General features: G+C 43.8%; 19 protein-coding genes, 16 tRNA genes, 1 rRNA gene and 1 pseudogene. 7 read left to right on the top strand and 30 right to left on the bottom strand.

All coding sequences use genetic code 11. The annotated features are described in order from the left end of the window. Positions 1-308 precede the first annotated feature (308 nt). The gene (locus E2491_RS17395) at positions 309-1850 is read right to left on the bottom strand and encodes a bifunctional GNAT family N-acetyltransferase/carbon-nitrogen hydrolase family protein (protein WP_134376953.1); all 1542 of its coding nucleotides are present in this window, start codon (positions 1848-1850) and stop codon (positions 309-311) included. Between the two features lie 208 nt (positions 1851-2058). On the opposite strand from E2491_RS17395, the gene E2491_RS17390 reads away from it, so the two are divergent. From E2491_RS17390 to E2491_RS17380, 3 genes are all read left to right on the top strand, one after another. Then, positions 2059-2490 carry a disulfide oxidoreductase gene (locus tag E2491_RS17390; protein ID WP_134376951.1) on the top strand — a complete coding sequence of 144 codons (432 nt, stop codon included), beginning with the start codon at positions 2059-2061 and terminating at the stop codon, positions 2488-2490. Then, positions 2487-2960 (top strand): thioredoxin family protein, encoded by a 474-nt coding sequence (locus tag E2491_RS17385; RefSeq protein WP_134376949.1) that lies wholly within the window; start codon positions 2487-2489, stop codon positions 2958-2960. The genes E2491_RS17390 and E2491_RS17385 overlap by 4 nt, the downstream gene beginning before the upstream one ends. 136 nt (positions 2961-3096) lie before the next feature. Continuing rightward, the gene (locus E2491_RS17380; protein ID WP_134376947.1) at positions 3097-3966 is read left to right on the top strand and encodes an RluA family pseudouridine synthase; all 870 of its coding nucleotides are present in this window, start codon (positions 3097-3099) and stop codon (positions 3964-3966) included. A gap of 40 nt (positions 3967-4006) precedes the next feature. On the opposite strand, the gene wrbA is transcribed toward E2491_RS17380, so the two are convergent. Continuing rightward, complete coding sequence (wrbA, locus tag E2491_RS17375) at positions 4007-4621, bottom strand: NAD(P)H:quinone oxidoreductase type IV (RefSeq protein ID WP_134376945.1); 615 nt, start codon at positions 4619-4621, stop codon at positions 4007-4009. Between the two features lie 163 nt (positions 4622-4784). Here wrbA and E2491_RS17370 point away from each other — a divergent pair, with 163 nt between their 5' ends. Next, complete coding sequence (locus E2491_RS17370) at positions 4785-5318, top strand: flavodoxin family protein (RefSeq protein WP_134376943.1); 534 nt, start codon at positions 4785-4787, stop codon at positions 5316-5318. 371 nt (positions 5319-5689) lie between these two features. Beyond that, positions 5690-6316 (top strand): nitroreductase family protein, encoded by a 627-nt coding sequence (locus E2491_RS17365; RefSeq protein ID WP_134376941.1) that lies wholly within the window; start codon positions 5690-5692, stop codon positions 6314-6316. Between the two features lie 196 nt (positions 6317-6512). Here E2491_RS17365 and E2491_RS17360 read toward each other — a convergent pair whose 3' ends face one another. Beyond that, complete coding sequence (locus E2491_RS17360; RefSeq protein WP_134376939.1) at positions 6513-8177, bottom strand: M20/M25/M40 family metallo-hydrolase; 1665 nt, start codon at positions 8175-8177, stop codon at positions 6513-6515. 652 nt (positions 8178-8829) lie between these two features. Between E2491_RS17360 and E2491_RS17355 the strand changes: the two genes are divergently transcribed. Then, entirely contained in the window at positions 8830-10134 is a 1305-nt protein-coding gene (locus E2491_RS17355; RefSeq protein ID WP_134376937.1) for an NCS2 family permease, read from the top strand. A 107-nt stretch (positions 10135-10241) separates the two neighbouring features. Here E2491_RS17355 and yhbH read toward each other — a convergent pair whose 3' ends face one another. The 10 genes and pseudogenes from yhbH to queG form a co-directional block, all read right to left on the bottom strand. Then, on the bottom strand, positions 10242-11384 hold the full coding sequence (gene yhbH / locus E2491_RS17350; RefSeq protein ID WP_134376935.1) for a sporulation protein YhbH: 1143 nt from the start codon (positions 11382-11384) through the stop codon (positions 10242-10244). A 152-nt stretch (positions 11385-11536) separates the two neighbouring features. Further along, entirely contained in the window at positions 11537-11845 is a 309-nt protein-coding gene (locus tag E2491_RS17345) for a hypothetical protein (RefSeq protein ID WP_134376933.1), read from the bottom strand. Positions 11846-11977: 132 nt separating this feature from the next. Further along, a complete protein-coding gene (locus tag E2491_RS17340; RefSeq protein ID WP_244093986.1) occupies positions 11978-12175 on the bottom strand; it encodes a hypothetical protein in 198 nt (65 codons plus the stop codon). Between the two features lie 184 nt (positions 12176-12359). Next, complete coding sequence (locus E2491_RS17590) at positions 12360-12527, bottom strand: hypothetical protein (protein ID WP_166805926.1); 168 nt, start codon at positions 12525-12527, stop codon at positions 12360-12362. 47 nt (positions 12528-12574) lie between these two features. Next, positions 12575-14470, bottom strand: a complete 1896-nt coding sequence (locus E2491_RS17335) for a PrkA family serine protein kinase (RefSeq protein ID WP_134376931.1) — start codon at positions 14468-14470, stop codon at positions 12575-12577. A 67-nt stretch (positions 14471-14537) separates the two neighbouring features. Beyond that, positions 14538-15785, bottom strand: a complete 1248-nt coding sequence (locus E2491_RS17330; protein WP_134376929.1) for a methyl-accepting chemotaxis protein — start codon at positions 15783-15785, stop codon at positions 14538-14540. Positions 15786-16152: 367 nt separating this feature from the next. After that, on the bottom strand, positions 16153-16902 hold the full coding sequence (gene nfsA, locus E2491_RS17325; RefSeq protein WP_134376927.1) for an oxygen-insensitive NADPH nitroreductase: 750 nt from the start codon (positions 16900-16902) through the stop codon (positions 16153-16155). Positions 16903-17293: 391 nt separating this feature from the next. Beyond that, entirely contained in the window at positions 17294-17767 is a 474-nt protein-coding gene (gene trmL / locus E2491_RS17320) for a tRNA (uridine(34)/cytosine(34)/5-carboxymethylaminomethyluridine(34)-2'-O)-methyltransferase TrmL (RefSeq protein ID WP_134376925.1), read from the bottom strand. 47 nt (positions 17768-17814) lie between these two features. Further along, positions 17815-18270: pseudogene (locus tag E2491_RS17315) on the bottom strand (amidase domain-containing protein); the annotation flags it as partial. A gap of 17 nt (positions 18271-18287) precedes the next feature. After that, entirely contained in the window at positions 18288-19427 is a 1140-nt protein-coding gene (queG, locus tag E2491_RS17310) for a tRNA epoxyqueuosine(34) reductase QueG (protein ID WP_134376923.1), read from the bottom strand. A 64-nt stretch (positions 19428-19491) separates the two neighbouring features. Between queG and E2491_RS17305 the strand changes: the two genes are divergently transcribed. Beyond that, complete coding sequence (locus tag E2491_RS17305) at positions 19492-20148, top strand: B3/B4 domain-containing protein (protein ID WP_134376921.1); 657 nt, start codon at positions 19492-19494, stop codon at positions 20146-20148. A gap of 123 nt (positions 20149-20271) precedes the next feature. Here the strand turns inward: E2491_RS17305 and E2491_RS17300 are convergent. The 17 genes from E2491_RS17300 to rrf all read right to left on the bottom strand — a co-directional run bounded on the left by E2491_RS17300 (position 20272) and on the right by rrf (position 21906). Then, positions 20272-20345 (bottom strand) — tRNA-Gly (locus E2491_RS17300). Between the two features lie 14 nt (positions 20346-20359). Beyond that, positions 20360-20441: transfer RNA gene (locus E2491_RS17295), tRNA-Leu, on the bottom strand. Between the two features lie 65 nt (positions 20442-20506). Further along, positions 20507-20580 (bottom strand) — tRNA-Cys (locus tag E2491_RS17290). A 10-nt stretch (positions 20581-20590) separates the two neighbouring features. Continuing rightward, positions 20591-20665 (bottom strand) — tRNA-Gly (locus E2491_RS17285). 4 nt (positions 20666-20669) lie between these two features. After that, a tRNA-Gln gene (locus E2491_RS17280) sits at positions 20670-20741 on the bottom strand. 9 nt (positions 20742-20750) lie between these two features. After that, positions 20751-20826: transfer RNA gene (locus E2491_RS17275), tRNA-His, on the bottom strand. Positions 20827-20850: 24 nt separating this feature from the next. Further along, positions 20851-20924: transfer RNA gene (locus E2491_RS17270), tRNA-Trp, on the bottom strand. A gap of 6 nt (positions 20925-20930) precedes the next feature. After that, a tRNA-Tyr gene (locus E2491_RS17265) sits at positions 20931-21014 on the bottom strand. 16 nt (positions 21015-21030) lie between these two features. Further along, positions 21031-21106, bottom strand: a tRNA-Thr gene (locus E2491_RS17260). Between the two features lie 5 nt (positions 21107-21111). Next, positions 21112-21187: transfer RNA gene (locus E2491_RS17255), tRNA-Phe, on the bottom strand. Between the two features lie 59 nt (positions 21188-21246). Then, positions 21247-21322: transfer RNA gene (locus E2491_RS17250), tRNA-Asp, on the bottom strand. An 8-nt stretch (positions 21323-21330) separates the two neighbouring features. After that, positions 21331-21404: transfer RNA gene (locus E2491_RS17245), tRNA-Met, on the bottom strand. A 21-nt stretch (positions 21405-21425) separates the two neighbouring features. Then, positions 21426-21501, bottom strand: a tRNA-Val gene (locus E2491_RS17240). A gap of 23 nt (positions 21502-21524) precedes the next feature. Beyond that, positions 21525-21599 (bottom strand) — tRNA-Glu (locus E2491_RS17235). 16 nt (positions 21600-21615) lie between these two features. Further along, a tRNA-Ser gene (locus tag E2491_RS17230) sits at positions 21616-21707 on the bottom strand. Between the two features lies 1 nt (position 21708). Continuing rightward, positions 21709-21783 (bottom strand) — tRNA-Asn (locus E2491_RS17225). 7 nt (positions 21784-21790) lie between these two features. Next, positions 21791-21906 (bottom strand): 5S ribosomal RNA (rrf, locus tag E2491_RS17220). Positions 21907-22077: the final 171 nt, after the last annotated feature.

Genomic DNA, 22077 nt, shown 5'->3' with positions numbered 1-22077 from the left:
AAAAAGATCTGTTTTTTCTCTTGACTATAATATAGCTGACTTTCCGTGGCCGGGCGGTGAACCCGCTGTGCTTCGCACATCGGTTTCAGCTGTCCCTTTCCGCCACAGGAGTCTACGGAATGAACCGGCACTATGTGTACTTAACTAAAATAAATGTTTTCTGTTCATAGAAATTAAATATATTCTCATATCCACTTCCATAAAGCCTACAGGATTCTCCAACTCCTGTTCCGATCAACTTTTTGCAGTATTTAAAACACTTATAGGGATATTCACCCCAAAAAGTTAAAGATATTTAAAACCCCGATTTACTTCTTGTATTGAATGGAGTAAATGTCGTGTCTGCGGTCTTTTAGCTGGCGGACGGTTCCGCTTTGGCGCTGGCGTCGGAGGATTTCTAAGTCGACGTCTCCGATCATGACCATTTCAAGGTTTGGATCTGTTTCTCCAACGATTCCGTCACGGGCGAATTCGAAATCTGATGGTGCAAAGATGCCGGATTGTGCATATTGAATGTCCATGTTTTCTGTATCAGGAAGGTTACCGACTGTTCCTGAAATGACCGTGTAGATCTGATTTTCCACGGCACGTGCCTGCGAACAGTATCTTACACGCAGGTAACCCTGACGATCCTCTGTACAGAATGGTGTGAAGATGATTTTCGCGCCCATGTCTGTTGCGATACGGGCAAGCTCCGGGAATTCGATGTCGTAACAGATCTGGATGGCGATTTTACCGCAGTCCGTATCAAATACACGGACGGTATCGCCAGGACTGATTCCCCACCATTTACGCTCGTTTGGCGTGATATGCAGTTTGTACTGCTTTTCAATCGTGCCATCACGTCTGAACAGGTAAGCGATGTTGTAGATCTCATCGTCATCCTCTTTCACAAAGTGGGAGCCTCCGATAATGTTGACATTGTAGCGCACTGCAAGATCTGTAAAGAGTTCGATATATTCCTCTGTGTATTCCGTCAGCTTTCTGACAGCCATACTTGGTGATTTTTCATTCAGGAATGACATGAGCTGTGTGGTGAAAATTTCAGGGAACACTACAAAATCGGAATGCGCGTCTGAAGCCACATCCGTGAAATATTCAACCTGATTTGCAAAATCAGTAAACGAATCAATTTGACGCATCATGTACTGAACAACACAGATTCGAACCGGATGACTCGTTTTGAAATGGCGCTTTGATTTCGGACGGTAGTCCACATTGTTCCATTCCATTAAAGTCGCATATTTATTGGACTGCTTATCATCCGGAAGATAGTTTGGATTGATTCGCATCAGTGTAAAACCGTTGATCAGCTGAAAAGAAAGAACAGGATCATAGATTTTATGCATTTGAACAGAATCCACATATTCACGTGGGGACATTTCGCCTGCGTGTTTATGATAGTTCGGGATCCTGCCTCCGATGATGATACTTTTCAGATTATATTCGCGTGCAAGCTCACGTCTTGCCTCATACAATCTGTGACCAACCTTCATACGTCTGTAATCCGGATGCACCATGACTTCAATGCCATAAAGGTTATAGCCGTCAGGATTATGGTTCGTTATATATCCTTCGTCCGTTACATCATCCCATGTGTGACGGTCATCATATTCATCAAAGTTAATGATCAGGCTCGAACAAGAACCGATTATATCACCATCGAGTTCAGCAACAAGCTGTCCGTCCGGGAACATGTCCAGGTGGCTCTCCAGGTGCTCCACCTTCCACGGGGTCATGCCGGGGAAACAAAGCTTCTGCATGTTGATAATATTGTCTATGTCTGAATGATTCATCTTACGAATAATCATTTTTTTCTCAAATTGAGAGAGATCCAGTTTCTCTGACATACGCTTCACTCCTTCATAAAAAAGTCTCACACTTTATTATAAACGGAATTGCCATTTATGAAAAATATTGAGCTGACTCCTGCCAAAGTTTAGACAAATAAAAAGGTATTTATTTCGTTTCCCGTAAACCCTGCTTGTTTTATTTCCCATGAACTTTTACAATTTTGATAGTATAGAAGTGAATTAATGAGGAAACGGGGCATTACTTATGACCAAAAAAATTGAAAACCTGCTCTTTCTCGCATGGGCTGCGTCGTTTACCGCGACAGTCGGATCTCTGTACTTTTCAGAAATCAGAGACTTTGTCCCATGTGATATGTGCTGGTATCAGCGGATTTTCATGTATCCAATTGTGATTGTGCTCGGGGCAGCGATCATCAAAAAAGACGCAAAAGCCGCACTGTATTCAGCTCTGCTGTCTGGAATTGGCGGATCCATCTCTCTTTACCACTACGGGATTCAAAAGCTGGATTTCCTGTCTGAGAGTGCTCCTGCTTGCGGAGTTGTGTCATGTACGGGACAATATATAAATTGGCTCGGCTTTATCACAATCCCATTCCTTGCGCTGACGGCATTCATCATTATTTTTATTTCAAGCATTGTCATTCTTAAGCAATCGAAAGGAGCTCCATCTAAATGAAAAAAATATTAATCTTCGGAGGCATCATTGTCCTCATTTTCGCAGCAATTGTCATTATTACGAATATGCAAAATGCATCTAAACTCGAAAACAACCCATATGGAACAGACGATCTCGATCAGGCAACCATTGATCTGCTAGATGATGAAAACTATCAGAATCAAATTCTGCCGGATGAATTAGATGAAAGAATTACTAGTGGTGAGCCGACAACGGTTTATTTCTTCAGCCCGACTTGTCAGTTCTGTATTGAAACAACACCAATGCTTACGCCACTTGCAGAAGAAATGGATGTTGATATGGTGCAGTTAAACCTTCTTGAATTCAGTGAAGAAGGCGCAAAATACGGTATTCAGTCTACGCCAACTCTGATTCATTTTGAAGACGGTCAGCCTGTTGACGGAATTGTCGGAGCTGCATCAGAAGAAGAATACCGCTCATTCTTCGAACGTAACGTAACTGGATCCTAATCCTGATCCACCACCAGAGAAGCCCTTTTGGCTTCTCTTTTTTATTTGGTCATTGTTCAGTTTCTTATTACTATCTTGCCATCCAAAACATTTTATGTGAAAGTATCGTTATGAACATAACTGAGGAGGACAACTGATGGGATTTTCGCTTACAGTCACAGAAAAATGGAGTGGATTGACGCTTGAGGCTGTTTTACGTGACGAGCTGGCTTTCAGTAAAAAAACCATTCACCAGTGGCGGATGGAAAAAGGTATACATATTAATGGCGAACTCGTGCCATGGAAAAACACGCTAAGCGAAGGAGACACCCTGACATTTTCGCTGGATGATCCCGCTCCCTCCTACCCTCCCTTCCAGATGCCTGTAGACATTCTATTCGAAGACGATCACCTGATCATTGTAAATAAGCCCGCACAGATGGATACGCATCCTAATGAACCTGGTCAGAATAACACGCTTGTAAACGCCGTTGTTCATCATGAGCTGCAAAGTGGACGAAACGGTTACATCCAGCCGATTCACCGCCTTGATCGCGATACGACTGGTGCAATTCTGTTCGCTAAGCATAGTGCTATTAAGCCATTACTTGATCAGATGCTTGAAAAAAGAGACATACAGAGAACTTATTTGGCGATCGTACAGGGAGAAGTAAAAACACCAAAAGGTACAATCAATCAGCCGATCGGAAAAGACCGGCACCACGCCACACGACGCAGAGTTTCTCCCGGCGGACAAAAGGCTGTCACACACTACAGAAAAGTCCGTTTTGATGCGTCATCAAATACAACCATCATGGAATTATCGCTCGATACCGGCAGAACACACCAGATCCGTGTTCATTTATCATCGATTGGACATCCGATTGTCGGAGATACGCTCTACGGGGCGAAAAAGGCTGGTCATTCCTATCAGGCCTTGCATGCAGCCAGACTGTCATTTATTCATCCGTTCACAGGAGAGCACATAAAGGTCGAAGCATCTGATCCTTTACATCGATTAGCTTAAAAAGGAGAGTCCGTCATTTTGACGGACTCTCCTTTTTTACTTATCCGTTATGGCCGGCTTTAACCCATTCAGCAACCTGAACGGTCCGTTTAGCCTGGTATTTCACGCCATCTTCCACGTTTTCTTTCATGTTCCCGTCCTGATCAACCGTGACACTCGTTCCGTAAGGATTCCCTCCGGATGCAAATGTAACAGGGTCAGAATAACCAGGGGCCGCAATGATCGCACCCCAGTGCATCATTGTCGTATATAAATTAAGGATAGTGGCTTCCTGTCCACCGTGAGGATTTTGTGCCGAACTCATACCACTGACAACCTTATTGACAAGCTTTCCATTAAACCAGAGTCCACCTGTTGTATCGATGAAGCTTTTCATCTGTGCAGGCATGGTACCGTAACGAGTTGGAATACTGAAAATGTAGGCATCTGCCCATTCAAGATCATTTAACGTGACAGTCGGGACATCCTTCGTTTTCTCATAGTGCTCTTTCCATGCCGGGTTCGATGCGATTGCCTGCTGCGGAGCTGTTTCCTCTACTTTAAGTACCTTTACCTCTGCCCCGGCTTCCTGTGCGGCTGACTCTGCCCATTTCGCCAGCTGATAGTTCGTTCCGGTTGAGCTGTAATAAATAATTGCCAGTTTAACATTCGACATCAAATCGCTCCTTTAAATGTGTTGTTTTTTAAAAAACCTGCCTTATACAATATCCCCTCAAATTGTAAAAATAAACATATCTCGAATTCAAAATAACTGTATCAAACATGTCAGTCTATCATAGGATTAATGTTACAATGTTCAAATGTAAAGGAGGAATACGATGAGTTTATTAATTATCAGCGGGAGCTCCCGTGAAAACGGCAATGCCGAATATTTAGCAAAAGAAGCTGTCGCGTCTTACAAGGGTGAGGTTAAATGGATACAGCTGCGAGAACATACCATTCAGCAGATTACCGATCAGAGACACGATGCAAATGGATTTGAACACGTAAATGATGATCATTCATCAATTGTTGAAGAAATGATAAAAGCAGACGAGATTTTATTTGCCACTCCTCTATACTGGTACGGCATGAGCGGTCACATGAAAACATTCATTGATCGCTGGTCTCAGGCACTGCGCGATGACAGCCTGAATTTCAAAAAAAGCATGTCCGGCAAACCCTCTTACGTGATTACATGCGGAGGAGATCAGGTCCAGTTGAAAGCTCTCCCGCTCATCTTGCAATTCCGCCACATTTTCGAATTTATGGGAATGGACTTTAAAAAGTACTTTATCGGAGAAGCCAGAAAACCTGGAGATGCGGCAGATAATGTTGAACAATTAAAGAAAGTGGCTGACTTTTTTATATAGAAAAAGTCTTCATTAAATCAGCTTGATCCAATTTTACTTTCTTTAAATGAGTCAGGTAGCAGACTACAATAGGGCCGGGGCGCATCCGAAGACTCCTACGGCAGAGGAGCGACAGGTGAGACAGCGTATTGCGTAGCAATAGCTGGCTCACCGCGCGGCCGTGGAAAGCGAAGGATGCGTCCCGGCCCGGTTTTAAACAAGAACAGGGCCGAAAACAAAATAAAACGTCTCCAGTTTTTATTAAACAATTCAGCACATTAATCCGAGCAAGTTGGTTGACATAAAGATCCTCCTATACTATCATGTTGACTGTTATTGATAACTAAAAGTAACCAACTATATAAACACTCAACTACAGGAGGATTTTACACATGTCAGTTTCAACTTTAGAAAAAAACGTACTGGATGTCATTAAAGAACGCCGTGCTACAAAGCAATACGACCCTGAGGCAGAAATTTCACGCGAAGAGTTAATGGAACTGCTGCAGGTGATGGGTGAGGCACCTTCTGCATGGAACCTTCAGCACTGGAGCTTCCTGGCTTTTCATAATAAAGAATCACAGGAAAGACTTTTACCAATTGCTTATAACCAGCAGCAAATCACTGAAGCATCTGCAGTAGTAGCCATTCTTGGAGACCTTCGTGCAAATGAAAACGTGGACGCTGTTTTCGATCCTGCTGTTGAAGAAGGCGCAATGTCAACAGAAATCAAACAGGCGCTGAACGGACAAATCCAGGGCGCATACGAAAACGAGCAATTTGCACGCGATGCTGCATTTACAAACGCTTCACTTGCCGCAATGCAGTTTATGATTGCAGCAAAAGCAAAAGGCTGGGACACTTGCCCAATCGGTGGATTCAACGCTGCCCAGTTCGTTGAGGAATTTGAGGTTTCAGACCGCTATGTACCGGTTATGCTTATTACAGTTGGAAAAGGCTCAAAAGAAGCACGCAAATCAGGCCGTTTGAACATTGAAGATTTAGTATCATTCGTATAATGATGAAAGAGCCCGGGATCATTCCGGGCTCTTTTTTTGAAGGCATTTGACAACTCTTTTAGTATTTTAGACAACCCTTTGAGCTTATTGAACAACTTTTTCACTTTATTTGACAACCTACATACTTTATTTAACAACTCTTCCCCAAAAAGCAGCTCAAAAAAGAGGAACCACCAGGTGATCCCTCCTTTTACGATTATTTATTCACCCGCTCCCGGACTGACACGAGGTCCAGTGCGAAGTCGCGGATCAGCTTTGGCAACACGCCGAATGTATACGGCTTATACACGCGCTCTGTCCACTTATGTCCATCGCGTCCGTAAACTCCGATGTTAATGGACGGAATATTGAGCTCTCTTATCAGGTCAATTGGAACAGGATACAGCTCTTTCATCCTCGGGATGTTTTTCTGCAGTACGTCAACGGCTTCCTCTGATTCATGCAGAGACAGAAAACTGCCGTCTGCTAAATATGGGAAAAATCGCTTCGTGGTAAATACTTCACCAGTAGCTGCAGAAGTTTCCTTCAAACGAAATTCCAGCTTCTCGATAATTTCAGATCCGAACTGATTCTTCTCACTTAAGTAATTGTGAGGAAGAAACGGCGGTGCGAAAAAGAGAAGAACTCTTGGCTTTTTCTCAGGATCAAGCTGCTGAAGCGCTTCAGCAAGGGCAAATGCCGCTTCCCGTTTATCTCGGCCTTTATAATGTTCAACAACCTTATCGAGTTTACTTTTCACATCGATCCCTTGCCGAATTAACTCATCCTCCAGTTCGCCAAACGTGCAGACCTCCACTGAAAAATCCCATTCACTTGACGGAAAACCGTGTTTTCTTCTGAAGTCGTGATATTTCCTGCTGCTTTCAACTGCCAGCTCCTTAACGGCTTCCTCAGTGATCCCACGTAGCTTTTCAATGACATCCTCCGCAGTTTTTTCAAACACAAAGTAATTGAAGTACAGATGAGCGCTGATCGCCGTCTGAACATTATAGTCCTTTTTATCATCCTTAAAATGAAGACAGGCAGGCGGCAGAACATATTCCCCCTCAAGGTCCTCGGCAAGCTCCGTATTCTGATTAATCCTTCTGTTCAGCTCCGCACCTATCAGCGTCGGGTCCACAGACGTCAGCACATCCCCTACATGAGCCTCACGCCCGTATATATAGAAGCAGGGAAGCACTTTCCCAGCCGCTCCTGTGTATATATATTTGGTCGTATCCCCATCGAACATCGGAGCGATGAAATCATTATTTACAGCCGCTACAAACTCCAGGCCTTCCTGTTTCATCCGGTGTAATTCCTCAAGTGCCGCAAGCATACCAGCATGCTCACTCTCCTCATCCGGATTAAAAAGAAATAGCATGGTACCATCGAGATCTTCCTGACTGCCTGACATTTCGAGCAGATTCACTAAATGAACCGCTGCACCGCTCTGCATATCAAGTGAGCCCCGTCCAAACAGCCAGTCCCCTGAACGCGCCTCCTCCTGCACCCTCAGATCACCTTTATGATTTTTAAAAAACGCCTGCAGCTGATCCGGATCATGCGCGATCTCCTGCAAAGAACCAAAATCGTCTGTCCCCACAGTATCAATGTGACTGTGAAATAAAACAGATCGCGTCCCCTTCCCCTTTAAACGTGCCCAGACATTTTTTCGTCCAAGAGGATCATGCTTGATCTCCTGAATCCAGACTTCCTCCGGATGTTCTTTAAAATATGGAAAAGACGCGATGATATCATAAATCGCTTCTGCTTTAATCCTTTCATTTCTCGTACCTGTATAGCTTTTTAATGACACTAAATACCGCGTCAGTGTTTCGGCCTGCATTTCCGGTGTTAAATCCTGAAGCTTTTCATACATGACAAGCACTCCCAACCAGTCTTTTTCTTCATCTTAACGAATCGTCTGAAGATTGAAAAGAGAATGTCCGCTCATTTTGGAAATTAATTTTAAAAAAGGGGTTGTGCTCAGACCTATAAACGAATATTATATTCTTTGTGGTTTTTAAACGTTCGTATTTATTCGTTATTTACTCATGTACAGATTGCACAAAGTTGACTCGCTACTTAAAAGCCGGACCGGAAGCCCCCTTCGCTTTCCGTGGCCGGGCGGTGAACCCGCCTGCGCTTCGCACAGTCGGTTTCACCTGTCCCTTTCCGCCACAGGAGTCTTCGGGGGCTTCCGGTCCTCTGAGATAAGTTTAACGAACTTGAAAGAATTTCGAATTTAAATCTGATTATGTTGAAAACCTTCTAATAAAGACTGTTAAAAACTTAAAAAAATGATCTCTCTAACCTTTACATCTTTTCAGTTGTTAAAAATCAGCTTATTGATTGTCATATTCAAAGGGCCGGCCTCATCCGTAGACTCCTGCGGCAGAGGAGCGACAGGTGAGACAGTGTAATGCGAAGCATTAGCTGGCTCACCGCGCGGCCGCGGAAAGCGAAGGATGAGACCGGCCCGGTTTTAAGAAATATTAAGAATCTCATAAAATACATAAAGGAATGATTATATGTTTCGTTTTCATTTGAAGGAAAATAACACAACGGTAAAAACGGAGGTTTTGGCCGGTTTTACAACGTTTATGACGATGGTTTATATCGTGGTTGTGAACCCGATTATTTTATCGAGCGCCGGGGTCCCGTTTGATCAGGTGTTTTTGGCAACGATTATTGCAACCGTGATCGGAACACTGTGGATGGCGCTGTTTGCAAACTATCCGATTGCGATTGCACCAGGTATGGGGCTGAATGCGTATTTTGCTTTTTCGGTAGTTGGCACGAATACGGCGATTACTTATGAAGTAGCTTTTGCCGCTGTTTTTGTGTCAGGAATTCTTTTTACGATTTTATCGCTGACACCATTTAGAAAGAAATTAATTGAAGCGATTCCTGAAAACCTGAAGCATGGAATTACGGCTGGTATTGGATTGTTTATTGCGTTTATCGGAATGCGAATGACGGGGATTATTGTGGCTCATCCTGACAATTTGGTTGCGCTTGGAGACCTGCACTCGATGCCTGTGATTCTGGCGTTCAGCGGGCTTGCGATCACGCTTATTCTGATGGCGATGAATGTAAATGGTGCGTTATTTATCGGGATGGTGTTAACAGGAACAATTGCTTATTTCACGAATCAGCTGACGTTTGATGGGATTGTCGCGATCCCTGGGCTTCCTGAGGGAATTATCGTGGCTAACCCGATCGCTGCGTTTGGGGATGTTATTCAATATGGGCTCTACGCAGTTGTTTTCTCTTTTCTGCTGGTTACCATTTTTGATACGACAGGGACGATGATCGGTGTTGCTCAGCAGGCGGGTCTGATGAAGGGTAAATCGATGCCCCGTGCGCGTCAGGCGCTGTTAGCGGATTCTGTTGCGGCAACGGCCGGAGCCATGGTAGGGACGAGTCCAACTTCTGCCTACATTGAGTCTTCTTCGGGTGTCGCTGCAGGGGGCCGTACCGGATTGACCACTGTCACGGTTGCTGTATTATTTATTATCGCTGCTTTCTTTGGTCCGCTCGTTGGTGCTGTTTCAGGTGTATCAGCGATTACAGCACCAGCATTAATCATTGTGGGAAGTCTGATGATGGGAAGTATCTCACAGATTAAATGGGGAGAAATTGATGAAGCTTTTCCGGCTTTTCTCATCATCCTGAGCATGCCGTTAACGTCAAGTATTGCCACTGGTATTGCACTCGGATTCATCTCCTACCCGATTTTAAAAGTGGTAAAAGGCAAATGGAGAGAAGTCCATTTCCTTGTATACCTGTTTGCTGTGTTATTTGCTTATCAGCTTGTGTTCTTGCCACATTGATCAAGATAAGAAAATGGACCGTACAAATCCTTCTGTTTAAGAAGCACTGTACGGTCCTATTTTAATGTAAAAATGATCATCCACCTCATCCGGATTACCTTCAGTCCTTACTTTTCTTTTTGCTTTAAGAAAAACTTCAGTGCATCCAGCACGTCTGTTTTTTTTCGTAAAATCGTGTGCCGGATCCTGTCGTGCTCTGTTTTTTTATAGACAGACATTAACGAAGACTGTCTCTGATACTGGCTTACTTCCCCGTAGCCGAATAAGTTACAGTGCTCGGCCAGTTCCTGTATGACAGGCAGACACCTCTCATTATCAGACGTTAAATTATCCCCGTCAGAAAAATGGAAGGCATATACGTTGTAACGGTTGATCGGATATTCCTTTTTGATCATATCAAGCGCTTTTTTATAAGCAGAAGAACAGATCGTCCCACCGCTCTCCCCTTTAGAGAAAAACGTTTCCTGATCCACTTCTTTCGCTTCTGTATGATGGGCGATGAATCTCATTTCCACGTGAGAATATTTCCCTTTCAAAAAACGGACAAGCCAAAAGAAAAAGCTGCGTGCCACATATTTCTCAAACGCGCCCATCGAACCACTCGTATCCATCAGGGCAAGGACAACGGCTTTCGATTCGTGGGTGATAGAATCATTCCAGGTTTTATATCTGATATCTTCAGGCAGAATCGGATGGAAGCCTGCTTTCCCTGCCATCGCATTACGCTTAAAAGCGGTAACCATCGTCTTCTTTTTATGAATGTTTCCGACCAGCCCTTTTGGTCTGATATCGTTAAACTGGATGCCGTCACTAATTTCCTCGGATTCTTCTTTCCGTTCAAAATCAGGCAATTCCAGCTCTGCAAAAAGGGCCGTTTCGATCTCTTCGATGGAGACTTCTGTTTCTACATAGTCTTCCCCCGGCTGATCTCCAGCTTCCTGTGCGCCTGACTCGTCTTTTTTTCCGCGTGCGATGACATCTCCTACCTGGCTGTCTCCATTTCCCTGGCCGATATGTTTCTTTTTACCGTAATCATAACGGATTTTGTATTCATCAAGTGATCTCACTGGAATTTTCACAATTTCTTTGCCGTTTGAAAGAATCACATTTTCTTCTGTAATTAATTCGGGCAGCCGGTTTTTGATTGCGTCCTGTACTTTATCCTGGTGTCTTTTTTGATCCTCTTCCCCTTGCTGATGAAGAGACCAGTCCTCCTGTGAAACGATGCCTGCTGAATCGGAATATTCCATCGTGCGGACACTCCCCCTTCTTCCGCTCTTTTTTTAGTGTATGAAGGGGCAGGAAAGAAATTGCAGGAAATGTGAATGTTCTCGAAATAAAAAGTCCCGGGTCCTTTCTTTTAGCAAGTGGTCAAAAAAAAATCCGCATGGGTGCGGATTTTTCAGCTCTTTTCCAGAGCGGTTGAGCGTGATGCATCGATGAGAAGAATGATAGAGGTAACAAGGTGCATGATAAAACCGACAAATGGAATGATGCCGATAATACTTGTTACAATGCCAAAAATACTACCTGTTTTCGAGGTGAATTCTCTCATAGCAAAGATCAGTGTCACAATATGAAGGGCAAGCATAATCCAAAGCGGCGTCCAGGCTGTAAAAGCGATAATTGAACCACCCAGTACAGGAATCGCCCAAAAGGCTTCTAGCCCGCCTGTGATCCATTTTAAAACAGTTGATATTCTCAACGTCATCAGCGTCCTTTCCTTTATTCATGGTATAGACTGACGGCCGATTTTTCAAACCTTACTACTTATACGGGTATCATCTAAAAAAGTTTCACTAAACATGTTCAAACCGAAAAAAATGACCAGCTGCTGTGCTGATCATTTTTTGTCATCGTATTGAATCGGATCCGATAACCGTTGACTGACCTTTAATTCACCGCCAGAACGAATCTTTTCCATCTGCTTGCCAAGGAGAATGAGTTCTTCCATATTGTTGGCCATGCTGCCATTGAACGGTTCAAGCTCTTTAAAATAATCTCTTCCCGGCATACGATCACGCTCCCATTTTGATTTCATTGTAACACTTTCTGAAAATTCAGTCAAAAGTCGTAGAAAAAGTACGTTTTCATAGTATGCACGAAGTTCGTGATTGTAAAACGTAACATTTGATGTAAACATCTAATGAACATTGTGCAATGTTTTACGAACGAAACGAAAAAACGGAGAGCACCAACATGAGTGCCCCCCGCCTTCATTAACGTTATTCATGTTCATCCTGCTTCGTTCCGGATTCCCTGTTTTTCAGCTGTTTAGCCGTTCTCATTTTATCCATCTGCTTTCCAAGCTGATCCATTTCCTCGAGATCTGATGCCATCGAGCTGTTTTCAGGTACTTCCTGTTTCATCTCTTCTTTTTTACGATCTGTCATGAATCTCACCTCAAAGTGATTTTACCCTGAGGAGCTTTTCATAAACGTCAGCGGTTCAGCAGACTTCCGACATAGCGCAGGAGGTCATTGGCACTGACTGTATTATAGCCATACTCATCAATCAATCTGGCAATGACTTCATTCATTTTCTTCAATTGCTGTTCATCCGGCGTTTTGGACGACGTTGTAATTTTCACAACATCCTTCAGATCGGAAAACAGCTTTTTCTGAATGGCTTCCTTCAGGCGGCTGTGAGACTGATAATCAAAACGCTTCCCTTTTCTCGCAAATGCAGATATACGGATCAGTATTTCTTCACGGAACGCTTTTTTAGCATTCTCAGAAATGCCGATCTGCTCCTCAATCGATCGCATGAGCCGCTCATCAGGCGTCATTTCTTCACCAGTCAACGGATCGCGTAATTTCGATTTATGGCAATAAGCCTCAACATTATCGAGATAATTATCCATTAAGGTCTTAGCTGATTCCTCATAAGAATACACAAAGGCTTTCTGCACTTCTTTTTTTGCCATTTCATCAAATTCTTTCCGCGCTAGTGAAATGCAGGTTAGATAGTGCTCCTTTAAATCCTTTGAAATGGAGGCATGCTGACCAAGTCCTTCTTTAAGTGAGCGAAGAACATCAAGTGCATTAATGGATTCCATTTCCTTGCGGATGATGGTAGAGGAAATCCGGTTAATCACATAACGCGGATCCACACCGCTCATCCCCTCATCCGGGAATTCCTTATGAAGCTCCTCAAGATCAGCGTCCCCAAGCCCTTCAACAGAATCGCCGTCATACAGCTTCATTTTTTTAATAAGATCAATATCTTTGCGGTTTGGCTCCTTCAACCTTGTCAGGATTGTAAACACAGCAGCCGTCCTCAGCGTGTGAGGAGCAATGTGCACATCTGATACATCGCTTTCCGAAATCAGCTTTTCATAAATCTTTTCTTCCTCTGACACCTTCAGATTATATGGAACCTTCATAATGATCATACGGGAATGTAGTGCTTCATTTTTCTTATTGGCGATAAAGGAGCGGTACTCCGTTTCATTCGTGTGGGCCACGATCATCTCATCAGCTGAAATCAGCGCGAATCGTCCGGCCTTAAAATTCCCTTCCTGAGTAAGCGATAGCAGATGCCACAGGAACTTTTCATCACATTTAAGCATTTCCTGAAATTCCATCATCCCTCTGTTCGCTTTGTTGAGCTCCCCATCAAAACGGTAGGCCCTTGGATCTGATTCTGACCCGAATTCAGCGATCGTTGAAAAATCAAGGCTTCCGGTTAAATCAGCAATATCCTGTGATTTTGGATCTGACGGGCTGAAGGTACCGATCCCGACCCGTTTATCTTCTGAAAAAAAGACTCTTTCCACCGGCACCTGATCGATTTGGCCATTGTACTCTTTTTCGAGTTTCATCATATTTAAGGGAGAAAGGTTTCCTTCGATTCTGATGCCATATTCCTGAAAGAAATCCTCCCGCAATGCCTCAGGAATCAAATGCAGAGGGTCCTCATGCATGGGACAGCCTTTAATGGCATACACCGCTCCCCGCTCCGTACGGGTATAGGCTTCAAGTCCTCTTTTCAGCATCGTCACAAGCGTTGATTTACCTCCGCTCACCGGCCCCATCAGCAATAAGATCCGCTTTTTCACGTCAAGCCGTCTTGCTGCAGGGTGAAAATACTCTTCAACCAGCTTTTCAAGCGGCTCCTCCAGACCAAATAACCTTTCTTTGAAAAACTGATAATATTTCTTCCCGTTGACGGTTTCAACGCCTGCGTCCTGAATCATGTTATAGATGCGCGCATGTGCGGATTGAGCCACCCAGGGCTTTTTTTCGAGAAGCTTCAAGTACTCTCCGAAGGTTCCTTCCCACTTCAAGGCAGATTCTTTATGTTGGTAATCCGTTACTTTTCTTAGCATATCCATTGGTACTCCCCCTCTTAACCGTCCTCTATAACACGGTATGCAAAAGGGGAGCTGATCATGTGTCTTTTCAGCCTGCCTGAACAATCGCTGTCTTTAGTTCAATAAGGGATGATTCCATTTCTTTAATTTTTCCGGTTTCCTTCGTAATATTATCCTGATAGTCCTGCATCTGTCTCATCGCTTCTTCGTTTTCAGAAACGAGGCTTTCAACAGTCGATGAAATGACGTTAAATTCATCCTTCAGCTGTACAGAATCATTTCTCGCAGACTCTATTTCGCGGTCGCTTTGCTGAACACCTCTAATAATTTCGGTAAAGTGATGATTCATATCACTGATTTTACTGATATTTTTATTGATTTCCTCCGCTTTTTGTCTACTGTCAAAAGCGGCACTCTCCGTTTTCAAGACGATTTCATTTACAGACTGATCAATGGACCTCGTGGCTTCACCCACACTCGAAGCCAGCTTTTTCACTTCGTCTGCCACGACAGCAAAACCTTTCCCATGCTCTCCTGCTCTTGCCGCTTCTATTGATGCATTAAGCGCTAATAAGTTTGTCTGTTCAGCTACTTCTGAAATGACCTGAGACATTTTTTTAGTGGATAGAATCTCTTCTTTCAGCTGGTTAAAATACTGATCCGTTGTTTTCACATATGATTCGATTTCTTCCACTGTTCCCGCTGTTTCATCAGCAAGCTTTATTCCTTCCCTAGAATAGCGGTCAATCGAAGAAAATGCTTGTTTAACATCCTGCATTTTATCTGCTGTTTTATCTACTTTTCCACTAATCATATGTATGATCGCTGCAATCTCCTGATAAGAGGATAACTGTTTTCCGGATCTGGAATAGATCAAACCGAATTTCCCTGTATTATCAGTCATATTTGTTGTGATGGAACCGATTGAATGGCTGACTGAATCTGATGTCGCTGCAACCTGCTCCTGCTGAGAAGCTTTCATCTGGTGATTAAGCTCGATCTGGTCAAATAATTTATCCATTTGCCCCGCTAAATACCCAAGCTCATTTTTCGATTTGGACTGAATTCTCGCCTTCATGTCCCCCTGCTGAAATTTCTTTGTCGTTTCAATCATTTTCTGAATTGGACGCAACATCATACTGCGGATCGTCAGACCGATTAAAATCGTTGCAACAATGACATTCATAAAGTTATTCAGCCAAATACCAATCACGCCGAGCTCAATTCCCGTTGACTGGATCGCCTGAATAATAAAGCTTGAAATGGTTGTATTAAACACAAGCACCGCAATCAGAACAGCAAGAAATCGAAACGTTAAACGATTCAGCATTTTCATACTTTAACACACTCCTTTTTTCCTAGTTCTATAGGACTTATATACACGTGGGTTTATCTGTTTAAACCTTTTTTCATCGATCGGTCTGATTTTTGATAATATTGTGCTGTTTATGATAAAGTGATGACAGTTTTAAGTTAATCGTAAATTAACTGCCTCTCCTTTATTCACAATGATGTGAATGTCGGGTATACTAGACAGTAGTTATCAATCCGAACGCTTACAGGGAGGTTATATTCATGGGTACAGTACTTATTTTAGGTATTTGTGTAGCATTTCTTGCTGCTATTTTCTCTGCTGGCTATAACGATAAGCCGGGCTCTCATAAGGAATAATAAAAAGACCGTACAAAAGTACGGTCTTTTTATTATTTCCGGGCAAATTTTTTCTTTTCCACGAAATCCTTCATATACATTCTGCTCTTACGACTGAGCATACCGGCCATTTGCTCGGTCCATTTATCCGAACGTTTGCCTTCTGTTCTCTGGTGATAGTAACTTGAAATTACATCATTATATTCCTCAAGCTCTTTACGAACCACTTCCTCCTCGGACTGATACGTATTCTCATGGTAAACCGTTTTAAATGGATACCTCGGTTTAACAGCGGTTTCCTGATCAGGCACACCTACTGTCAGTCCAAATAGCGGAATGACATGTTCGGGTGTCCCGAGAAGCTCACTTACCTCATCGAGATGATTCCGGATACCGCCTATATAACAAATACCCAACCCCATTGATTCAGCCGCCACGGAAGCATTTTGCGCAGCCAGTGATGCATCAATGACAGCCACCATAAACTTCTCCATAGATTCCAGCGAATCATTGACATCAGCACCGTCCCACTGTCCAATCAGCGAATGACGGTATAAGTCAGCACAAAATACGAAAAAATGGCCTGTCTCTGCCACATAGCTTTGGCCACCTGCAAGCTCCGCAAGCTTCTCTTTTTTCTCCTGATCCGACACTCCAATAATGCTGTAGGCTTGAATAAAGCTCGAGGTTGAAGCACTCTGAGCAGCCTTCACAATCAGCTCAATCTCTTCTGCTGTCAAAGCTTCATTTTTAAACTTTCTCACTGAGCGGTGCTCAAGCATTGTTTTAATCGTCTCATTCATACATCCATCGCAACCTTTCATTCATGTCTACTGATAAGTGTACAAAAATTGAGAAAACGATGCGAATTATTCAGCTTAACGAATGATTATATTTTCACCACCTGATTGAAAGCTGTCCCATTGTTTGAGACAGCTTTCAATCAAATCATGATTTTTAAAAACCGTGCCGGGTCATTCCTTCGCTTTCCACGGGCGCGCGGTGAGCCAGCTGTGCTACGCACATCTGTCTCACCTGTCGCTTCTCTGCCGTAGGAGTCTACGGAATGACCCGGCACTGATGGTATTAATGCACAAAAACAATTTCTCAAATTCGTTAAATGAAAGAGAAGTTCGATAAAAAATGCACACATTAAAAAACCTGACTTCTTATGAGTCAGGTTCCTCTAAAATGTTATCCAAGCCCAGGATAGCCCTGCTGCCTTAAAGCTTCATAAACCAGGATGGCTGCTGTGTTGGAAAGGTTCAATGAACGCACATGACCATTCATTGGAATGCGCAATGCGCGGTCCTTGTTATTTTCAATGACATCGTCAGGCAGCCCGGATGTTTCGCGGCCAAAAATAAAATAAAAGTCTTTATCTGTGTTTGAGTAATCAAACGTGGAATGAGGCTGCGTCCCATACTTCGTTAAATAGAAGTACTCCCCGCCTTCACTCGACTTATAAAAATCATCAAGCGAATCATGATAATGGAGGTCAACATGCTCCCAATAATCAAGACCTGCCCGTTTCAGCATTTTATCATCCGTTGAAAAGCCCAATGGACGAATTAAATGAAGTGCCGTTCCTGTCGCAGCACATGTTCTTGCAATGTTTCCTGTGTTTGCCGGTATTTCCGGCTGAAATAATACAACGTGTAAACCCAATCTATTTCACCTCAACGATTTCTATCAGTACAATCTTTCTTATTCTATCATGAAATATGAAAAAAATAATAGCGGATATTCGGGGTATAGGCTGCTGAATCCCGATACGCCCAATTCCTCATCCGGCTGTCGTTTGTGTGGGCGTTAACCAGGGGAATGCCGTTTGAAATGGCTGTAATGATCGTTGTATGATCCACTCTGCCATCCCCGATAAAGTCATAACAAATCACATCGCCTAATTCAAGCTGATTGACATCTGATACCTGCGTTGCGATTGACGGGAGAAACCAGCGCATTGAGTGAGCAACTGCCCAGCTGAAACTCCAGCTGCCGTTCATCATCCACCAGCCGGAAGCCCGGTTTGGATATCCTCTCATTTGTATGCCACCAGCTAACAAACACTGTGATATAAAATTTGTACAGTCTACTTCAAATGAAGGGAACGCAGGATTTCTACCGTTCCACCACTTTTCAGCATACTCAACTGCCTTAGCCCTGTTATACAGCCTGATCACACCTTTCAGGATTCCTTCTTTAAAAGTTGTAACCCCTTTTCAATTTCATTTAAAACGTCCTGATCTTTTTCAACTGTTTTTTGCTTCAGCAGTGCTTCTTCTGCTTCCACACCACCGATTTTTCCGGCTGCCCAGGCTGCTGTCCCTCTCATGACCGGGCGTACATCTTCATTCAGTACGGTCAAAATCGCAGGTAATGCTGACGTTTCTTTAAAATGCGCCAACGCAATCAGCGCGTTTCTCTGAATCGGTTTTTTTCCACGCCATGAACCTGACATGTGACCATACTTTTCTTTGAAGTCACGATTACTGATCGTAAGAAGTGGCTCCAGCAAAGGCTTTGTCAGCTCCGGTTCAGGCTCGAATTCCTCATGCAGATGAAGATCTATGCCTTTATTTTTCGGACAAACGGTCTGACATGTATCACATCCATACAGCCTATTCCCGATTTTGGTCCGGTATTCATCCGGTAAAAATCCTTTTGTCTGTGTTAAGAATGCAATACATTTTTTCGAATCAAGCTGTCCCCCCTGAACGAGCGCCCCCGTTGGACAGACATCCACACATATATTACAAGTTCCACATTGATCTTCCATCGGCTGATCAGACGTAAATGGCAGATTCGTAATCATTTCACCTAGGTACACATAGGAACCATATTCAGGAGTGATAATGGAACAATTTTTCGCACTCCATCCAATCCCAGCTCGTTCAGCCACCGCTCTATCCACAAGCTCTCCTGTATCGACCATTGATTTAAATCTTGCATGGGGCACTCTTTCCTTAATAAAGTGCTCAAGGCGTTCCAGCCTGTCCCTCAGAACAGTGTGATAGTCTTCTCCCCACGAAGCTCTTGCAAAGATCCCCCGTCTCTCACCTGCCTTACTGCGCGGTGCGTCTTTCATTTTAGAGGGATAAGCAAGTGCAATAGAAATAATGGAACGCGGTTCAGACAGCAGCAGAGATGGATCCGTTCTCTTATCCACATCCGGCTCCTCAAATCCTGACTGATAATCGAGTTCCTGCTGTCTGATCAGTCTGTTTTTCAATTCAGAAAAGTACCCTGCACTTGTAAAACCGATTTTATCGATTCCAAGAGACTTTGCATGATCAAGAATTTCCTGTTTCAACACATCATAATTCATGCTACCCCTCCTTCCCTTTCTTTCATGGTAAACTGTATATATTTCATCTAAGGAGCTGTCTGTTATGGAAAAACCCATTCATTCTTCAATCGGTGCGCCATTTTCTTTTGGCATTATCAACTATCATAATATTGTTGTAAGTGAATCCCCTCAGATGTTAAAAGGAAGATTACAGCTGTTTCAGGAATCTCTGTTTTTTGACTTACAGGATAAGTCTCCTTCGAGCTTCCGGGGCGTGGCAGAATGGCGTACATTATTTAAGGATCATGGTAAAGATCCAAACCGCTATCGTCACAGCACAGAAGCACTTTTAAAAAGAATCCAGAAGCAGAATTACCTGACCAGCATCAACTCAGCGATTGATCTTAATAATTTTTTCTCACTGCAGTATGAGACGCCTATCGGGATCTACGATTCAACTAAGATCGAAGGTTCCATCGAATTGCGGTTAGGATCTGAAAACGAAACGTTTGAAGGACTTAACGGAAGAACCAATTCTGCACATAATCTTGTCATTGCAGCAGATCAAAACGGCCCATTCGGCAGCCCATTTGTTGATTCTGTTAAAACATCTGTTTCAGAAGAAACGACAGAAGCTCTTCAAATTATTTATTTCCGTCCTTCCTTATCAGAAGAAAATAAAGAGAAGTTTTTAGCATCTCTCAAAGAAATGTTCATTCAAGTGAACGGTGGTTCTGCAACAACGCGGATTATATCTTAAACATATTTATTTTAACATGGTGCCGCCTAAAATGAGCTGCACCATGTTTTTTGATAAAAGTGGCGCATAAAAAAACGCAATGCTTCGTTATAGTAACGAAACACTGCGTTGGTTATGTATGTTTGGAGCGGGTGATGAGAATCGAACTCACGACATCAGCTTGGAAGGCTGAGGTTTTACCACTAAACTACACCCGCAATTCTATAATAAGTACCGATGGCCGGGGTCGAACCGGCACTCCCGAAGGAACACGATTTTGAGTCGTGCGCGTCTGCCAATTCCGCCACATCGGCACGTTGGAAACTGTGCTTATCGTTTAAAAATGTAACATAATTGATTTCTTCATTCAAGTAGTAAATGGAGGCGGCAACCGGACTCGAACCGGTGGTAAAGGTTTTGCAGACCTCTGCCTTACCACTTGGCTATGCCGCCAAAAACAATATGGAGCGGAAGACGAGATTCGAACTCGCGACCCCCACCTTGGCAAGGTGGTGTTCTACCACTGAACTACTCCCGCAAAGCTGGGCTAGCTGGATTCGAACCAACGCATGACGGAGTCAAAGTCCGTTGCCTTACCGCTTGGCTATAGCCCAATGTATATATGGGGCGACTGATGGGAATCGAACCCACGAATGCCGGAACCACAATCCGGTGCGTTAACCACTTCGCCACAATCGCCATTGTGAAAAATTAGATTTAAATTGGCAGGGGCAGTAGGAATCGAACCCACACCGGAGGTTTTGGAGACCTCTGTTCTACCGTTAAACTATGCCCCTGTAAAATGGTGGAGGGGGGCAGATTCGAACTGCCGAACCCGAAGGAGCGGATTTACAGTCCGCCGCGTTTAGCCACTTCGCTACCCCTCCATATATAAGTGAAACATGGTGCCGGCAAGAGGACTTGAACCCCCAACCTACTGATTACAAGTCAGTTGCTCTACCAATTGAGCTACACCGGCTAAAATGGTGGCTTTGGACGGAATCGAACCGCCGACACATGGATTTTCAGTCCATTGCTCTACCAACTGAGCTACAAAGCCAGATAAGCATTTAATATCATACTATGTATAGAATTGTTTTTCAATACATGTGTTAAAAATGGCGGTCCCGACCGGGATCGAACCGGCGATCTCCTGCGTGACAGGCAGGCATGTTAACCGCTACACCACGGGACCAAAGGTAATTGCGGGGGCAGGATTTGAACCTGCGACCTTCGGGTTATGAGCCCGACGAGCTACCGAGCTGCTCCACCCCGCGACGATATAAAATTTATAATAATGGTGGAGAATGACGGGCTCGAACCGCCGACCCTCTGCTTGTAAGGCAGATGCTCTCCCAGCTGAGCTAATTCTCCGTGGGATAAAATAAAGTATGTAATGGTGACCCGTACGGGATTCGAACCCGTGTTACCGCCGTGAAAGGGCGGTGTCTTAACCGCTTGACCAACGGGCCATTTGAAAAATGGCAATGGCGGAGAGCAAGGGATTCGAACCCTTGAGACAGCGGTAGCCGCCTACACGATTTCCAATCGTGCTCCTTCGACCTCTCGGACAGCTCTCCATGGCTCCACAGGTAGGACTCGAACCTACGACCGATCGGTTAACAGCCGATTGCTCTACCACTGAGCTACTGTGGAATAATAAGCCTAGCGACGTCCTACTCTCACAGGGGGAACCCCCCAACTACCATCGGCGCTGAAGAGCTTAACTTCCGTGTTCGGCATGGGAACGGGTGTGACCTCTTCGCTGTCATCACTAGACTTTATCACTTTGCAGCGACAAGATTTATTATACCACTTTATGAAGGTGAATTCAACTCTTTTTTCAGAGAAAATTCGCACCCTCAAAACTGGATACAACATCAAACAACCGCAAGGTTTTTCCGAGAATCACCTATTTGGTTAAGTCCTCGATCGATTAGTATTCGTCAG

The sequence above is a fragment of the Jeotgalibacillus sp. R-1-5s-1 genome, assembly GCF_004405105.1.
GTDB lineage: Bacteria > Bacillota > Bacilli > Bacillales > Jeotgalibacillaceae > Jeotgalibacillus.
Note: the sequence above shows the minus strand (reverse complement) of the source record. Positions and strands in the feature narration are given on the sequence as shown.

What these genes read in the sequence shown, in the direction of transcription:
- E2491_RS17305 (WP_134376921.1), top strand. Translation starts at nt 19,492, where the DNA reads ATGGAAAAACCCATTCATTCTTCAATCGGTGCGCCATTTTCTTTTGGC.
- E2491_RS17360 (WP_134376939.1), bottom strand. Translation starts at nt 8,177, where the DNA reads ATGTATGAAAAGCTTCAGGATTTAACACCGGAAATGCAGGCCGAAACA.
- E2491_RS17395 (WP_134376953.1), bottom strand. Translation starts at nt 1,850, where the DNA reads ATGTCAGAGAAACTGGATCTCTCTCAATTTGAGAAAAAAATGATTATT.
- nfsA (WP_134376927.1), bottom strand. Translation starts at nt 16,902, where the DNA reads ATGAATGAGACGATTAAAACAATGCTTGAGCACCGCTCAGTGAGAAAG.
- E2491_RS17335 (WP_134376931.1), bottom strand. Translation starts at nt 14,470, where the DNA reads ATGGATATGCTAAGAAAAGTAACGGATTACCAACATAAAGAATCTGCC.
- E2491_RS17330 (WP_134376929.1), bottom strand. Translation starts at nt 15,785, where the DNA reads ATGAAAATGCTGAATCGTTTAACGTTTCGATTTCTTGCTGTTCTGATT.
- E2491_RS17365 (WP_134376941.1), top strand. Translation starts at nt 5,690, where the DNA reads ATGTCAGTTTCAACTTTAGAAAAAAACGTACTGGATGTCATTAAAGAA.
- E2491_RS17380 (WP_134376947.1), top strand. Translation starts at nt 3,097, where the DNA reads ATGGGATTTTCGCTTACAGTCACAGAAAAATGGAGTGGATTGACGCTT.
- E2491_RS17370 (WP_134376943.1), top strand. Translation starts at nt 4,785, where the DNA reads ATGAGTTTATTAATTATCAGCGGGAGCTCCCGTGAAAACGGCAATGCC.
- wrbA (WP_134376945.1), bottom strand. Translation starts at nt 4,621, where the DNA reads ATGTCGAATGTTAAACTGGCAATTATTTATTACAGCTCAACCGGAACG.
- E2491_RS17345 (WP_134376933.1), bottom strand. Translation starts at nt 11,845, where the DNA reads ATGACGTTGAGAATATCAACTGTTTTAAAATGGATCACAGGCGGGCTA.
- E2491_RS17355 (WP_134376937.1), top strand. Translation starts at nt 8,830, where the DNA reads ATGTTTCGTTTTCATTTGAAGGAAAATAACACAACGGTAAAAACGGAG.
- E2491_RS17340 (WP_244093986.1), bottom strand. Translation starts at nt 12,175, where the DNA reads ATGAAATCAAAATGGGAGCGTGATCGTATGCCGGGAAGAGATTATTTT.
- E2491_RS17590 (WP_166805926.1), bottom strand. Translation starts at nt 12,527, where the DNA reads ATGACAGATCGTAAAAAAGAAGAGATGAAACAGGAAGTACCTGAAAAC.
- yhbH (WP_134376935.1), bottom strand. Translation starts at nt 11,384, where the DNA reads ATGGAATATTCCGATTCAGCAGGCATCGTTTCACAGGAGGACTGGTCT.
- E2491_RS17390 (WP_134376951.1), top strand. Translation starts at nt 2,059, where the DNA reads ATGACCAAAAAAATTGAAAACCTGCTCTTTCTCGCATGGGCTGCGTCG.
- E2491_RS17385 (WP_134376949.1), top strand. Translation starts at nt 2,487, where the DNA reads ATGAAAAAAATATTAATCTTCGGAGGCATCATTGTCCTCATTTTCGCA.
- queG (WP_134376923.1), bottom strand. Translation starts at nt 19,427, where the DNA reads ATGAATTATGATGTGTTGAAACAGGAAATTCTTGATCATGCAAAGTCT.